15 protein-coding genes are annotated in these 14,801 nt (G+C 77.1%); 8 read left to right on the forward strand and 7 right to left on the reverse strand.

All coding sequences use genetic code 11. From position 1 onward, the window contains the following. The first annotated feature begins 108 nt into the window (after window positions 1–108). Together JD79_RS18105 and JD79_RS18110 are read left to right on the forward strand one after the other, a co-directional pair. On the forward strand, window positions 109–951 hold the full coding sequence (locus JD79_RS18105) for an EamA family transporter (RefSeq protein ID WP_110006659.1): 843 nt from the start codon (window positions 109–111) through the stop codon (window positions 949–951). A 73-nt stretch (window positions 952–1,024) separates the two neighbouring features. Next, the gene (locus tag JD79_RS18110) at window positions 1,025–3,376 is read left to right on the forward strand and encodes a diguanylate cyclase domain-containing protein (RefSeq protein ID WP_245900195.1); all 2,352 of its coding nucleotides are present in this window, start codon (window positions 1,025–1,027) and stop codon (window positions 3,374–3,376) included. 48 nt (window positions 3,377–3,424) lie between these two features. On the opposite strand, the gene JD79_RS18115 is transcribed toward JD79_RS18110, so the two are convergent. From JD79_RS18115 to JD79_RS18140, 6 genes are all read right to left on the reverse strand, one after another. Beyond that, the gene (locus JD79_RS18115; RefSeq protein WP_110007834.1) at window positions 3,425–4,009 is read right to left on the reverse strand and encodes a DinB family protein; all 585 of its coding nucleotides are present in this window, start codon (window positions 4,007–4,009) and stop codon (window positions 3,425–3,427) included. A 13-nt stretch (window positions 4,010–4,022) separates the two neighbouring features. Further along, entirely contained in the window at window positions 4,023–4,814 is a 792-nt protein-coding gene (locus JD79_RS18120) for a TrmH family RNA methyltransferase (protein WP_110006661.1), read from the reverse strand. Between the two features lie 230 nt (window positions 4,815–5,044). Continuing rightward, window positions 5,045–5,431 carry a 50S ribosomal protein L20 gene (gene rplT / locus JD79_RS18125; RefSeq protein ID WP_093579784.1) on the reverse strand — a complete coding sequence of 129 codons (387 nt, stop codon included), beginning with the start codon at window positions 5,429–5,431 and terminating at the stop codon, window positions 5,045–5,047. Between the two features lie 34 nt (window positions 5,432–5,465). Further along, on the reverse strand, window positions 5,466–5,660 hold the full coding sequence (gene rpmI, locus JD79_RS18130; RefSeq protein ID WP_110007835.1) for a 50S ribosomal protein L35: 195 nt from the start codon (window positions 5,658–5,660) through the stop codon (window positions 5,466–5,468). A 110-nt stretch (window positions 5,661–5,770) separates the two neighbouring features. Continuing rightward, window positions 5,771–6,301 carry a translation initiation factor IF-3 gene (infC, locus tag JD79_RS18135; RefSeq protein WP_245900196.1) on the reverse strand — a complete coding sequence of 177 codons (531 nt, stop codon included), beginning with the start codon at window positions 6,299–6,301 and terminating at the stop codon, window positions 5,771–5,773. A 449-nt stretch (window positions 6,302–6,750) separates the two neighbouring features. Then, window positions 6,751–7,242 carry a PH domain-containing protein gene (locus JD79_RS18140; protein ID WP_245900197.1) on the reverse strand — a complete coding sequence of 164 codons (492 nt, stop codon included), beginning with the start codon at window positions 7,240–7,242 and terminating at the stop codon, window positions 6,751–6,753. Window positions 7,243–7,330: 88 nt separating this feature from the next. On the opposite strand from JD79_RS18140, the gene JD79_RS18145 reads away from it, so the two are divergent. The 4 genes from JD79_RS18145 (at window position 7,331) to JD79_RS18160 (ending at window position 11,895) form a co-directional block, all read left to right on the forward strand. Beyond that, window positions 7,331–8,395 (forward strand): MBL fold metallo-hydrolase, encoded by a 1,065-nt coding sequence (locus tag JD79_RS18145; RefSeq protein ID WP_211308044.1) that lies wholly within the window; start codon window positions 7,331–7,333, stop codon window positions 8,393–8,395. Between the two features lie 83 nt (window positions 8,396–8,478). After that, a complete protein-coding gene (locus JD79_RS18150) occupies window positions 8,479–9,210 on the forward strand; it encodes a GAF and ANTAR domain-containing protein (protein ID WP_110006664.1) in 732 nt (243 codons plus the stop codon). Beyond that, complete coding sequence (locus JD79_RS18155) at window positions 9,210–10,661, forward strand: PP2C family protein-serine/threonine phosphatase (RefSeq protein WP_110006665.1); 1,452 nt, start codon at window positions 9,210–9,212, stop codon at window positions 10,659–10,661. Before JD79_RS18150 ends, JD79_RS18155 begins: the two co-directional genes overlap by 1 nt. A 103-nt stretch (window positions 10,662–10,764) precedes the next feature. After that, entirely contained in the window at window positions 10,765–11,895 is a 1,131-nt protein-coding gene (locus tag JD79_RS18160; protein ID WP_110006666.1) for a uroporphyrinogen-III synthase, read from the forward strand. A gap of 68 nt (window positions 11,896–11,963) precedes the next feature. Here JD79_RS18160 and JD79_RS18165 read toward each other — a convergent pair whose 3' ends face one another. Next, entirely contained in the window at window positions 11,964–13,352 is a 1,389-nt protein-coding gene (locus tag JD79_RS18165; RefSeq protein WP_110006667.1) for an MFS transporter, read from the reverse strand. A gap of 148 nt (window positions 13,353–13,500) precedes the next feature. Here JD79_RS18165 and JD79_RS18170 point away from each other — a divergent pair, with 148 nt between their 5' ends. Beyond that, entirely contained in the window at window positions 13,501–14,292 is a 792-nt protein-coding gene (locus tag JD79_RS18170; RefSeq protein ID WP_245900198.1) for a hypothetical protein, read from the forward strand. Window positions 14,293–14,376: 84 nt separating this feature from the next. Beyond that, window positions 14,377–14,799 (forward strand): hypothetical protein, encoded by a 423-nt coding sequence (locus tag JD79_RS18175; protein ID WP_110006669.1) that lies wholly within the window; start codon window positions 14,377–14,379, stop codon window positions 14,797–14,799. Window positions 14,800–14,801: the final 2 nt, after the last annotated feature.

Here is a 14,801-nt window from a genome sequence, read left to right on the forward strand (position 1 = left end):
ATTCTGCCCGCCGCCCCCTCCCCGCCGCCCCCGGGTTCCCGGGCCGGCGTCGGCACCGGCTGCCAGGATCGCCCGGGACGGCGGGACGGACTCGGGAGGGCGCACCGGATGGCGATGCTGCTGGCGCTGGCCTCCGCCGTCGTCTACGGGATGGCCGACTTCGCCGGGGGCCTGGCCAGCCGGCGCGCCACCGCGGCCGCCGTCGTCGCGCTCTCCCAGGCGGCGGGGCTGGTCGCCGTCGTGCTGCTGCTGCCGTGGCTGGGCGGGGACCCCGCACCGGCCGACCTGGCCTGGGGCGCGGCGGCCGGCGTCGCGGGCGGGGCCGGGCTGCTGCTGTTCTACCGCTCCCTGGCCGACGGGGTGATGAGCGTGGTCGCCCCGGTGACGGCCGTGGCGGCCGCGGCGCTGCCGGTGCTCGGCGGCCTGCTGCTCGGGGAGCGGATCGGGCCGCTGGCCGCCGGCGGCATCGTCCTGGCCCTGGCCGCGGTGGTGCTCGTGGCCGCCGAGGGCGGGCTGGCCTCGCTGCGCAGCGCCCGGCTGGGCACCGTCGCCCCGGCGCTCGCCGCAGGCGCGGGGTTCGGGCTGTTCTTCGTCGTCCTCGACCGCACCGGCGAGGACTCGGGCCTGAGCCCGCTCGTGGCCGCCCGCGTCGTGTCGGTGCTGGTGATCGGCGGGCTGGCCCTGGCCTCGGGCCGCGCGCTGCGGGTGTCCCGGCGGGTCCTGCCGGTCGTGGTGCTGGCCGGGGTGGGCGACATGACGGCCAACGCCCTGTTCCTCGTCGCCACGCAGGTCGGCGGGCAGCTGGCGATCACCGGGGTGCTGGCCTCGCTCTACCCGGCGAGCACGGTGCTCCTGGCGCAGGTGGTGCTGCGCGAGCGGCTGGCCGGCGCCCAGCGCGCCGGGCTGGCCGTGGCGGCCGCCGCCGTCGTCCTCATCGCCCTCCCGTCGTGACCCGCTGCCCCGTCCGGGTGACCGCCGCGCGTGCCGGGGTGGCGCCGGGGTCGTCGCTGCCGACAACCAGGGGGTGACCACCCGCTCCCAGGAGGCACCGGTGCAGCCCGGTGGCGACCCCGTCCTCGCCGAGGCCCTGCGCGGCGTGCGCAGCGTCTTCCAGCCCATCGTCGAGATGGACACCGGTCGGGTGGTGGCCTACGAGGCGCTGGCCCGCGGCCCGGTGGGCCCGCTGGAGCGGCCCGACGCGCTGTTCGCCGCCGCCCGCGGCGCCGGCCGCCTGGCCGAGCTCGACGAGGCCTGCCGCGCCGCCGCCTTCCGCGGTGCCGTCGACGCCGGGCTCGTCGCGCCGCTGACCGTCTTCGTCAACGTCGAGCCCGAGGTGCTCGACACCGCGCCGCTGGCCGACCTCGTCGCCATCGCCGAGAACGCCCCCGGTGCCGTGCGGGTGGTCATGGAGATCACCGAGCGGGCGATCGCCGCCCGCCCGGCCGAGCTGCTGCGCACCGTCGAGCGGGTCCGCGAGCTCGGCTGGGCCATCGCCGTCGACGACGTCGGCGCCGAGTCCATGTCCCTGGCCTTCCTGCCGCTGCTGTGCCCCGACGTCGTCAAGCTCGACCTGCGCCTGGTGCAGGAGCGGCCCGGCCCCGCGATCGCCGAGATCATGAACGCGGTGAACGCCTACGCCGAGCGCAGCGGCGCCGTCGTGCTCGCCGAGGGCATCGAGACCGGGCAGCACCTCGCCTACGCCCGCGGGCTGGGCGCCACCCTCGGCCAGGGCTGGCTGTTCGGCCGCCCCGGCCCGGGCGCCGACCCGCGCCTCCCGGTCGGCGAGCTCGTGCTCCCCGGCGCCGGCCGGACCACCGGCGCGATCGGCGCGGTGTCCCCCTTCGCCTGCCTGCCCGACGACGTCCCGCTGCGCCGCGCCCCCAAGGCGCTGCTCATCGAGCTGTCCAAGCAGCTGGAGCGCGAGGCGATGCGCCTCGGCGAGACGTGCGTGGTGGCCGCGACCTTCCAGGAGGCCCGCCACTTCACCGTCTCCACCACCCAGCGCTACCGCGACCTGGTCGAGCGCACCGGCTTCGTCTGCGCGCTCGGCGAGGACCTGCCGGTGGAGCCGCTGCCGGGCGTGCGCGGCGCCCACCTCGACGCCGGCGACCCGGTGCGCGGCGAGTGGGACGTCACCGTCCTCTCCCCCCACTTCAGCGCCGCGCTGCTGGCCCGCGACCTCGGCGACGAGGGTCCCGACCTCGAGCGCACCTTCGAGTACGCGCTGACCTACGAGCGGACGACGGTGTCCCGCGCCGCGCAGTCGCTGCTGTCCCGGGTGGCCCCGCGCAGCGGGCAGGCGACGCCCGCCGGTACCGCCGAACCGCGCCCCGCCGCGACGGCGAGCCCGGCGGCCACCGGCCTCGCCGTGGGCACGACGACGGCGGAGGTGCTGCTGCGCCGGGCGCTGGAGGCGACGCCGAGCGGGGTGACCATCGTCGACATGCGGCTGCCCGACCAGCCGATCGTGTACGCGAACGAGGCCTTCCGGGAGCTCGCCGGCCTGCCGTCGGAGGCGATCCTCGGCCGCAACTGCCGGCTGCTGCAGAGCCCGGACACCGACCCCGGCGCCGTCGCGCGGATCCGGGCGGCCGTCGCGGCCGGGCAGTCGTGCCGGGAGACGGTGCTCAACCTGCGCGGGCCGGACCGGACGCCGTGGTGGAACGAGCTGCACCTCGCCCCGGTGCACGACGCCGACGGCACGGTCGTGCAGTACATCGGCGTGCAGGTGGACGTGACCGCGCGGGTGGAGGCCGAGCGGGCGCTGGTCCGCGAGCGCGACCGCACGTCGGCGGCGCTGGCCCGCATCCAGGAGCTGGCCTACACCGACCCGCTCACCGGGCTGCTCAACCGGCGCCGGCTGGAGGAGCAGGTGGAGGCCGCGATCTGGGAGGCCCGCGCCCGCGGCGACTCCCTGGGCCTGCTGTTCGTCGACCTCGACGGGTTCAAGACGGTCAACGACCGGTTCGGCCACGCCGCCGGCGACGAGCTGCTGCAGGTGGTGGCCCGCCGGCTGCGCGAGCGGGTCCGCCGCCGCGACCTGCTGGCGCGCCTGGGCGGCGACGAGTTCCTCGTCGCGCTGCCCGACCTCACGCCGGAGACGGCACGGGCGGAGGCGACGCGGGTGGCCGACGAGCTGACCGCCTCGATCCGTCGCGCGGTGCCGCTGTCGGGCACCGAGGTGCACGTGGGCGCCAGCATCGGCGTCAGCGTCTGCCCGGAGGACGGCGTCGTGTTCGCCGACCTGCTGCACCGCGCCGACCTGCGGATGTACGACCGCAAGTCCGCCACCCGCGGCGTCGCCGTCCGGGCGGCCACGGCCCGCGCGGCGGCGGGCTCGGCACCGGTCCCCCGGCGCGAGCCGGTCCTGCCCTGAGCGGGTCCTCGCGGGGGGCGGCGCCGCGGCGCCGTCCCCCGCTCCGCCTCAGCGGAACGCGGCCGCGGCCCGCTCGACCTGCTCCCGGTAGGCGGCCCGGTCGTCCTCGCCGTCCCGGGTGAGGTTGTCGTGGTCCCGGCGCAGGCCGGCGGCGCCGTCGAGGCCCTCGCGCAGCACGTCGGCGTGCCCGGCGTGCCGGCCCACCTCGGCCAGGACGTGCACCAGCAGCGTGTGCAGCGTCGGGTGCCGCCGCTCCTCCGGCCACCACGCCACCTCGCCGACGGCGTCCAGCGGCAGCGCCGCGACCGTCGCCTCGACGTGCGCGACGACCCGCTCGTAACGCCCCAGGACGTCGGCGCGGGACTCGTCGGCGCGGACCCACAGGTCGTCGTCGTCGCCCGCGTCGGGATCGTCCCACGGCATCGGCTCCGGGAACGGCCGGCCCAGGACGGTGCCGAGGTAGCCGGCCTCGACGCAGGCCAGGTGCTTGACCAGGCCGAGGAGGTTGGTGCCCGTGGGCGTCAGCGGGCGGCGGGCGTCGTACTCCGACAGGCCCTCGAGCTTCCACAGCAGCGCCTGGCGGGAGGTCGTCAGGTAGCGCAGCAGCACGGCCTTCGCGGCGTCGTCGTCCACGCCGGCCACCCTCTCAGCCCTGGGCGAGCTGGGTGGCGTAGAGGCAGATCGCCGCGGCCGCGGCCAGGTTGAGGCTCTCCGCGCGGCCGCGCATCGGGATCCGCACGCGGGCGTCGGCGGCACCGGCCAGCTCCGGCGGGACGCCGCGCGCCTCGTTGCCGAACAGCCACAGCACCGGCCCGGCCAGGGCGGGCCCCAGCGCGTCGAGGGCGGTCTCGCCGCCGCCGTCGGCGGCCAGCACGGTGACCCCGCGCGCCTGCAGGTCGCCCACGAGCGGGCCGAGCGGCGCCCCGCGGACGACGTCGACGTGGAAGAGGCTGCCGGCGCTGGCGCGCACCGCCTTGCCGCCGTACGGGTCGGCCGACCCGGCGCCGAAGACGACCGCGCCGGCGCCGCACGCGTCGGCGGTGCGCAGCACGGTGCCGGCGTTGCCGGGGTCGGCGAGGCCCGCCAGGCCGACGGCCAGCCGCGGCGGCTCGGCGGTCAGCCGCCCGGCGGGCAGGTCGCGCAGCGCGCAGACGGCGACCAGGCCCTGCGGCGTGACCGTCTCCGACAGCCCCGCGGCCGCCCTCTCGGTGACCAGCCGGACGGGGACGGCCGTGCCCGCCAGCAGGTCGCGGTGCGCCTCGGCGGCGGCCTCGGTGGCGAAGACCTCACGGACGTCGCCGGGCGCGGTGGCCAGCGCCTCCGACACCGCCTGGCGGCCCTCGGCGAGGAAGGCGCCCGCGGCGTCGCGGCCGGCGCGCCGGGTCAGCTTGCGGGCGGCGGCCACCCGCCCGGAGCGCTCGGTCAGCAGCTCGCTCACGTCGTCGTCCTCCCGATCCGGTCGAGATCGCGCGTCCTCGACGTCACCGGGGCGCTGGTACGCCGAGATCGGCGGTCTCGGCGGAGCAGACGGGCCCCGGACGCACCGACGCCGCCGGTGCCGGCCCTGGTGGACCGGTCACCGGCGGCGCCGCGTGGTCGTGCACCTGTCGGCCCTCCCGCAGGGTCCCGCCGCGAGCTCGCGAGCGGTGGGGGCAGGAGGGTCCTTCGTCAGGCGGCCTGCTCGCCGCCGGCCGGGGCCGCGGCGACGGCGGCCCGGGCGGTCTCCACCAGCGCGGCGAAGGCGGCGGGCTCGTTGACCGCCAGCTCGGCCAGCACGCGGCGGTCGAGCTCGATGCCGGCCAGCTTGAGGCCCTGCATGAACCGGTTGTAGGTCATGTCGTTCTGGCGCGCGGCGGCGTTGATGCGGGTGATCCACAGCTTGCGGAAGTCACCCTTGCGCACCTTGCGGTCGCGGTAGTTGTAGGTGGCCGAGTGGAGGATCTGCTCCTTGGCCTTGCGGTACAGGCGCGAACGCTGACCGCGGTACCCGCTGGCGGCCTCGAGGGTCGTCCGGCGCTTCTTCTGGGCGTTGACCGCCCGCTTCACGCGTGCCACGTGAGAACTCCTTGCTCTTCCGGGAGGCGGGGGCTCAGATGCCCAGCAGCTTCTTGAGGGTCTTGGTGTCGCCCGGGGACATGACCTGGTCCTTCTCCAGCCGGCGCTTCTGCCGCGAGCTCTTGTGCTCGAACTTGTGCTGGTTGCCGGCCTGCTCGCGCATGAGCTTGCCGGTGCCCGTCACGCGCACCCGCTTCGCGGTGCCCTTGTGGGTCTTCTGCTTCGGCATGTCCTCGTCGTCCTGTTCGTCCGTCGCTCGTCCGGCGCGGTGCGGTGCGGCAGCACGGAGCTGCCGCACGGCACCGTCGGTCTGTGGTGGTGCGGTCCTGCGGTGCCCGGTCAGGCCGTGGGGGCGGAGCCCTCCGCGGCCCGGTCGGCCTTCGCCTGACGGCGGGCGCCGTCGGTCGCGGCCTGGTTCCGGTGCGGTGCGATCACCATGACCATGTTCCGGCCGTCCTGCTTGGGGTTGGACTCGATGACGCCCAGCTCGGAGACGTCAGCGGCCAGCCGCTGCAGCAGGCGGTAGCCCATCTCGGGCCGCGACTGCTCGCGACCGCGGAACATGACCGTGATCTTGACCTTGTCGCCGCTCTTGAGGAAGCGCTCGACGTGGCCCTTCTTGGTCTCGTAGTCGTGCGGGTCGATCTTCAGGCGCAGCCGCATCTCCTTGATGACGGTGAGCGCCTGGTTCCGCCGGGCCTCGCGGGCCTTCTGGGCGGACTCGTACTTGAACTTCCCGTAGTCCATCAGCTTGACGACCGGGGGCCGGGCCATGGGCGCGACCTCGACGAGGTCGAGCTCGGAGTCCTGCGCCAGACGCAGCGCCTCGCCGATCGGCACGATGCCGACCTGCTCGCCCTCCGGGCCCACCAGGCGGACCTCGGGGACGCGGATACGGTCGTTGATACGGGGCTCGGTGATGGCCTCTCCTCTGCTCTGTCACACGGGAGGAGGCCGCGCCCACCCGGGCACCGGAGACGACGAGGGCCCCGTGAGCTGCTGCTCACAGGGCCCGTCTCGCCGGTGCGGCACCGGCCCGTCGCCGGGCCGGGCACGTCGTGGGAGCCGGCCGGGCAGGCCGGGCTCCCGCGAACCGGGGACCTGGGCACCTCGACGGCGCCAGGTGGGAGCGGGCTCCTCTTGGGTCAGCGGCCCGGGGCGGGGCCGCTGGAGTGGTTCACGCGCCTCGTGTAGCGGGGAGGCACGCCCATGCTACAGCGTCGCGGCGAGGTGGGACATTCCGGTCGACTCCACCCGTGGGCAGGGCCCGCCGCGAGCGTGCGGGTGGTGGGGGCACGGGGGTCCTCCCCCGTCGCCGGTCAGTCCCAGAGCAGGGGGCCGCGCACCGGCGTGGGCCGGGCGGCGCGGTCGGCCTCCAGCAGCGCCCGGAGCCCCTCGACGGCGGTGGCCGCCCGCTCGCCGTCGACGGCCTGCAGCGCCGTGATCGAGATCGCGTCGCCGTTGGCCAGCTCCAGCGTCGCCCACCACGCCTTGCGGTCGAAGCGCACCGCGCGGACGGCCTGCCAGGGCAGCGTCCGGCCGCCGACGACGTTGCGCACCCGGATCCCCGAGGCGTCGGCGTCGACCCGGGACCGGCCCAGCGCCAGGATCGCGGCCCCGACGAACACCCCCACGCCACCGATCGCCACGCGGTCGGCGGCGTCGAAGGGGTTCAGCGCGTACGAGGGCTGCGTGTGCAGCGCGACCACGACCATGACGGCGACCACCGCGAGGGCGAGCAGCGCGCAGGCTCCGCGCAGCAGGCGGGGGACGGCGGACACGCGGGCGGGGACGGCGGACGGCGCGGGCACGTCCCCATCGTCCCAGCCCGCCGGGACCGCCCGCTGCCGGCGGGACGCGGCGGGTGACCGGGAGACGTGGCTGGCAGAGTGCCGGGACGTGGAGGCGAGCGCCGTCGAGGTGACCGGGCACGCCCAGCGCGACGCCTGGCGCGAGCGTGCGGTGCCCGGGGTCGAGCGGGTGCGGCCGGGCCTGTGGTCGGTGCCGGTCCCGATGGGCGGCCCGCTGCGCTGGGTGAACGCCTACGTCCTCGAGCTGGCCGGCGGCGGGCTGGGGCTGGTCGACACCGGCTGGGACGCCGACGACAGCTGGGCGGCGCTGTGCGCGGGCCTGACCGCGATCGGCGGCGACGTCTCCGACGTGCGCGGCGTGCTGGTCACCCACCTGCACCTGGACCACGTCGGGCTGGCGGCCCGGGTGCGTGCGGCCTCCGGCGCGTGGGTGGCGATGCACCCCGCCGACGCGGCCGGGATCACGTCCTTCACCAGCCGGACCCCCGAGGAGATGGTCGAGGCCGAGGTCGCCTTCCTCGTCTCCCTGGGCGCCCCGCCGGAGGACGCGCGCGCCGACGCCGGCACCGCCGAGCAGCGGGTCGGCCTGCTGCGGGTGGCCCGCCCCGACCGGCTGCTGGAGGACGGCGACCGCGCCGACCTGCCCGGCTGGTCGCTGCGCGCCGTGCACACCCCGGGCCACACCGAGGGGCACCTGTGCTTCGCCGACGAGGCCACCGGCCTGTTCTTCTCCGGCGACCACGTGCTGCCGCGGATCAGCCCCAACGTCTCCACGCACGCCGGCGGCGCGGCCGACCCGCTGCGCGACTACCTGGGCGCCCTCGGGTCGGTGTCCGGCGAGGAGGCCGACGAGGTGCTCCCCGGCCACGAGTGGCGCTTCCGCGGCCTGGCCGCGCGGACCGCGGAGCTGCGGGCCCACCACGAGCACCGGTTGGCCGAGCTGCTGGCCGCCGTCCGCGAGCACCCGGGCAGCACGCCGTGGGAGCTGGCCGCGCACCTGACCTGGTCGCGGCCGTGGTCGCAGTACGAGCGGCGGATGCGGATCTTCGCCGTCACCGAGACCGACGCCCACGTCCGGCTGCTCGCCGGCCGCGGGCTGGTCACCGGCGACGGCGCCGCGGTACGCGGCTGGACGGCGGCACCCCTGCGCTGAGCCCGGCAGGACTAGCGTGTGACGTCCAGGCCGCAGCACCTCGAGGAAACGGGAGCGCCGCGGCCGGTCCTGCGAGGTGCCCCGTGCGTCCCGACGCCGCCCGCTCCCTGCCCCTGGCCGACGAGCTGTCGGTCGTCTTCGCCCGCATGTCGGGCCTGCTGCTGTCCGAGGAGACGGTCGCCACCGCCCTCGGCCTGGTCGGCTCCCTGGTCCAGGAGACCGTGCCGGGCGCCGTCGGTGCCGGCGCCTCGATCGTCGACGACGCCGGGCGGCGCTCGTCGGGGTCGACCGACCCGCGCGTGGAGCGGGCCGACGAGCTCCAGTACGAGCTGGACGAGGGCCCGTGCCTGGCGGCGACCGCCGGCCGCACGCTCGTGCGCGTCGACGACCTGTCGGCCGATCCGCGCTGGCCGCGCTGGGCGGCGGTGGCCCGGGAGCTGGGGCTGCTGTCGGTCATGAGCGCACCCCTGGTGGCCGGGGACCGGACGCTGGGCGCGCTGAAGGTCTACGGCGCGGCCGCCGGCGCCTTCACCCCCCACGACGCCCAGGTGCTCACCCTGTCCGCGGCCCAGGCGGCCCTCCTGGTCACCCACGTCACCGCCCGGGAGAAGGCGCGCCGCGCCAGCGACGAGCTGCGGCAGGCGATGGCCGCCCGGGACGTGGTGAGCACGGCCAAGGGCGTCCTCATGGGCCGGCACGGCATCGGCGAGGAGACCGCGCTGGCGATGCTGCTGTCCCGGTCCGGCGGGGACGCCGGCACGCTGCGGCAGGCGGCCCGGGCGGTGGTCGACTCCGCCGTCCGCCGGCTCCGCTGATGACCACGTCCCCCCGCGGGCCGGCCGACGGACAGCGGGCCGGGCTGCAGGCCGCGTTCCGGCACGCCGACCTCACCCTGGAGCAGCTCTGGCTGCGGTACTTCCAGCTCGGCGGGAACGCCGACCTGCTCGACGTCGAGGCGCACCTCGACGGGCTGGTGCGCCTCCCCGACCCCGACGGTGACCTGCTCGCCGTCGCCCTCAACGAGCGCCTCGACGAGCTGACCGCGGCCCGCCGGGTGCCCTACTCGCGAGCGCTGCGCCCGCCGCGCCCCACCAGCGGTCCGCTGGCCGCGCTGCTGCACCTGCTGGAGGCCGCCCGCCACGCCCCGCCGGACCGGATCGTCCCGCTCGCCGTGCGGGCCGGCCGGATCCTCGGCGTCGACGTCGCGGTGCATGTCGTGGACCACGAGCAGCGGCACCTGATCCGGCTGCCCGGCGACGGCCTGCCCCCCACCGAGCCGCTCGCCGTCGACGGGACCCTGCCCGGCCGCGTCTACCAGACCACGGACCTGCTGCCCTCGGAGGCCGGCGGCGTGCCGCGCCTGTGGGTGCCCCTGCTCGACGGCGCCGACCGGCTCGGCGTCCTCGAGGCGAGGGTGGCCGGAGCCCACGACCTGGAGGACCCCGTCCTGCGGGAGCAGTGCGGGTGGCTGGCGTCGCTGGTCGCGCACCTGCTGTCCTCGATGGGGGTCTACGGCGACGTGCTGGAGCGCACCCGGCGCAGCGTGCCGCGGTCGCCGTCGGCCGAGCTGGTGTGGGAGCAGCTGCCGCCGCTCACCGCCGCCACCGACAGCTTCGTCCTGGCCGGGCTGCTCGAGCCCAGTGCCCACGTCGGCGGTGACGCGTTCGACTACGCCCTGTCCGCGGACACCGTCTCGATGAGCGTGCTCGACGCCATGGGGCACGGCCTGGGCGCCGGGCTGATGGTCGCCGCGGCCCTGGCCGCCGCCCGCAGCGCCCGGCGCGACGGTCGCGGCATCCACGACCAGGCCCGCGCGGTCGACGAGGTGGTCGCCGGGACGTTCCCGGGCAGCGCCTTCGTCACCGGCGTGCTGGCCGAGCTCGACGTCGCCTCGGGGCGGCTGCGCTACGTCCGCGCCGGGCACCCCCCGCCGCTGCTGCTGCGGGACGGCCGGGTGGTCAAGGAGCTGTCCGGGGCGGGCCGGGTGCCCTTCGGGATCGAGACGACGGGGTTCGCCGTGGCCGAGGAGGTACTGGAGCCCGGGGACTGGCTGGTGCTCTACACCGACGGCGTCACGGAGGCGCGGGACGCCTCGGGGCGGTGGTTCGGCGAGCACCGCCTGGCCGAGTTCCTCGCCCGGGCCGCGGCCGCCGGACAGCCCCCGCCGGAGACGGTCCGCCGGCTGATGCGCGCCGTCCTCGACCACCAGGGCGGGGTGCTGCAGGACGACGCCAGCATCCTGATGGCCTGCTGGGCGGCGCGCTGACCGGACGCATCCGGGCGCATCCGGACCCCTGGCGCACCCGGACGACGCGGGGCGGTGCCGGGGCCGACACACGCCCGCAACGCCCACCGGCCACCATGGTGGGGTGACCACCCCACCCGACACCGCACCGGAGCCGCTGACCGCCCCGGCGCCGTTGGCCGGGTACACGGTGGCCGTCACCGCCGCCCGCCGGCGCGAGGAGCTCGGCGCGCTGCTCGACCGCCGCGGCGCCCGCGTCGTCTACGCGCCGGCCATCCGGATCGTGCCGCTGTCCGACGACGCCGAGCTGGTCGCCGCCACCGAGCAGGTGCTCGCCGCACCGGTCGACCTCGTCGTCGCCACCACCGGCGTCGGCTTCCGCGGGTGGCTGGAGGCGGCCGACGCCTGGGACCTGCCCCTGGTCGAGCACCTGCGCACCGCCCGGGTGCTCGCCCGCGGGCCCAAGGCGCGCGGCGCCATCCGCGGCGGCGGGCTGGTCGACGCCTGGTCGCCGGCGTCGGAGTCCTCGGCCGAGGTGCTCGAGCACCTGCTGTCGGGGGCGGAGGGCCCGCTGGCCGGCCGCCGGGTCGCCGTCCAGCTGCACGGCGACCCGCTGCCGGACTTCGTCGACGCGCTGCGCGCCGCGGGCGCCGAGGTGCTCACCGTGCCGGTGTACCGGTGGGTGCTGCCCGCGGACGTCGCACCGCTGCGCCGGCTGGTCGGCATGGTCGTGGCCCGCACCGTCGACGCGGTCACCTTCACCAGCGCGCCGGCCGCGGCCAGCCTGCTGTCGGTGGCCGCCGAGCTCGGCCAGCGCGAGGACCTGGTGGCCGCCCTGAACGGCGGGGTGCTGCCGATCGCGGTCGGGCCGGTGACCGCCGGCCCGCTGACCGCCGCCGGGATCGAGACCCTGCAGCCGGAGCGCTCGCGGCTGGGCGCCCTGGCCCGCGAGGTGGTCGCGCGGCTGCCCGAGCGCGACCCGGTGCTGCGGATCGGCACCGCGGAGCTGCAGGTGCGCGGCCACGCCGCCGTCCTCGACGGCCGCCTGGTCGAGCTGCCGCCGGGGCCGGTGGCGGTGCTGCGCGCGCTCGCGGTGCGCCCCGGGGCCGTCGTCGTCAAGGCCGACCTGGTGCGCGGGCTGCCCGGCGGCGGGGACGGGCACGCCGTCGAGATGGCCGTGACCCGGCTGCGTGCCGCGCTCGGGCCGGGCCTGGTCGAGACCGTCGTCAAGCGCGGCTACCGCCTGGCGCTCTAGGCGCCGAGATCGGCGGTCTCGCACGCATCCGGGCGCCGAGGCGTGCGAGACCGCCGATCTCGGCGCGGTCAGACGCCGGCCGTGCGGGCCGCCGGGCGCAGGTAGACCGCCCAGGTGACCACGACGCAGACGGCGTAGAAGGCGATGAACACCAGGTAGGCCGCGTCGCCGCTGCCGGTGGTGAGGAAGGACTGGCGGAAGGCCAGGTTGACCAGCACGCCGCCGGAGGCGCCGACCGCGCCGGCGATGCCGATGAGCGCACCGGACATGCGCAGCGCGTGCCGCTCGGCCGCGGCGGGGTCTCCCCCGGCGGCCACCTGCTGCCGCGCCCGGGTGCGGAAGATCGCCGGGATCATCTTGTAGGTCGAGCCGTTGCCCATGCCGCTGAGCACGAACAGCAGCACGAACCCGACGACGAACAGCGGCAGCGACCCCACCTGGCTGGCGGCGAACACCACCGCCGCGCCCAGCGCCATCGCCACGAAGTTCCAGAAGGTGATCCGCGCGCCGCCGAAGCGGTCGGCCAGCGAGCCGCCGAGCGGGCGGACGAGGCTGCCGAGCAGCGGGCCGAGCCAGGTCAGCGACGCGGCGGCCAGCGGCGTGGCGAAGTCCTGCGCGAACTGGTTCTGCAACACCTGGCCGAAGGCGAACCCGAAGCCGATGAACGAGCCGAACGTGCCGATGTAGAGGAACGACACGATCCAGGTGTGCGGCTCGCGGGCCGCCTCGCGCATGGCCCGCGGCTGGTTGCGCGCCGTCGTCAGGTTGTCCATGAGCAGCGCCGCGCCGACGGCCGCGACGACGACGAGCGGGACGTAGACGAGCAGCACGATCCGCGGGTGCTCGACACCGGCGGTGGCCAGCACGAGCAGGCCGACGAGCTGGACGACCGGGACGCCGAGGTTGCCGCCGCCGGCGTTGAGACCCAGCGCCCAGCCCTTGAGCCGGTCGGGGTAGAAGGCGTTGATGTTGGCCATCGAGCTGGCGAAGTTGCCGCCGCCGACGCCGGCGAGGCAGGAGACGACGAGCAGGGTGGTGTAGGAGACGCCGGGCTCGAGGACGACCGCGGTGGCGATCGTGGGCACCAGCAGCAGCGCGGCGCTGACGACCGTCCAGTTGCGCCCGCCGAACTTCGCGACGGCGAAGGTGTAGGGCAGCCGCACGAAGGCCCCGAGCGCGGTCGGCAGCGTGGTGAGCAGGAACTTCCCGGCCGGGTCGATGCCGAACACCGGTTCGGGCAGGAAGAGGACGACGACCGACCACAGGCTCCACACCGAGAAGCCCACGTGCTCGGAGAACACCGAGAAGAACAGGTTGCGGCGGGCGACGCGCCTGCCGGTGGACTCCCAGAACCGCGGGTCCTCGGGGCGCCAGTCGTCGATCCACCGCCCGCCGCGGGGCGGGCCCGGGGGTGCGGCGGGGACGGTGGACGGCGCGGTGCGGGTGGGGGCGGCCATGGTCGGGAAGGGTCGCGGGCCGCCGTTTCCCCGCCGTCGCCACCGGGCTCGACTCGTGTTCCGTTCTCCTCACCGGCCCTGCCCCGCTGTGGTGAGGGCGCCGCTCCCCGTCCGACGGCGGGCGGCGCGGCGGGCCATGATCGGCGTCGTGGCGGAGTACACGGAGGCGGCACCGGGGCGCGCGCTGGTCGAGTCCGGTGAGCTGGTGGCCGGGTCGATGGCCCGCACGGCGGCCGGTCTGCTGTTCGACGACGGGTCGGCGAAGGTGCGCCTGGACGACGGGCTGGCGCGGTGGCTGCGGCGCACCGCCACGACCGCGGACGCCGACCCGGCCGCCCCGGTCTCCTCGCGCGCCCGCTGCCGGGCCGGCGCCGCCCTGGCCTTCGCCGCCGAGCTGTCGGTGACCCGGGCGCACCAGGGCCGCACGGTGCGGACCGACGGTTTCCTCGCCCCCGGCCCCGGCGAGCGGGCGCCCGCCGACGAGGTCGCCGAGGCCGCCGTCCTCGCCGCCCGGGCCACCACCGAGGAGTGGCGGGTGCGCCACCTGGGCTACCTGCTCGCCGAGGCCGCCGTCTCCCCCGACCTCGACGCCGCCGTCGTCCTGCGCGGCCTGCGGCTGGCCACCGACCTCACCGGCCGCCAGTGGGTGCTGCTCGCCGCGGTCGGCCGGCGGGAGCGAGCGCCGCTGCCGATGGCGCCGGTGCCGCAGGACCCGCGCGGCTGGGCGGCGTGGGGCGCGCTGGAGGACCTCTCCGACCTGCAGCGGCGCGGCCTGCTCGACCCCCCGCCGGCCACGCCCCGTCCCGGCGGCGCGGCGCTGCCGCGGCTGCGCCCGGTCGACCTGCGGCTCACCCGCCGCGGCGTGCTCGTGCACCGGCTGCTGGCGCTGGACTTCGTCCGCGACCCCGCCGTCGCCGCCGCGCTGGCCGACCTGGCCTGACCCTCCGCCGTGCACGTCCGCGGAACCGCACGGACCTCGCGGATCGGGACGACCGCGGCCGGCCGTGCCGCCCGAGGAGGGACGGTGAGGGCCCTGACCCCGCTCGCCGTCGTCCTCCTGGCCGGGTGCGCGGGCGGCGCGGGCGGCTCCGGCGAGCCGGTCTGCCCGGCCGTCGCGTGGACCAGCGCGCTGCGGGTCGAGGTCACCGGCACCTGGGAGGGGCCGGCCCCGGCCTCGGTCCGCGTCGAGTGCGCACCCTCCTGCGGGACGTCCGTCCGCCTGGAGCAGGACCCCGGGCCGGTGCGCGCGGTCACCGCCCCGCTGACCGGGACGACGGCCTCCGTGACGGTCGGCACGCAGGCCGCGGAGTCGGCCGTGGTCACCGTCCTGGCCGCCGACGGCAGCGCCCTCGCGTCGGCGGACACCGGGCTCCGGTGGGCCCGCACCGGGGGCAGCGCGGAGTGCGGCGGGCCGATGACCGCGACGGTCGCCGTCCCGGCGCCGTGAGG

The sequence above is a fragment of the Geodermatophilus normandii genome, assembly GCF_003182485.1.
Lineage (GTDB): Bacteria > Actinomycetota > Actinomycetes > Mycobacteriales > Geodermatophilaceae > Geodermatophilus > Geodermatophilus normandii.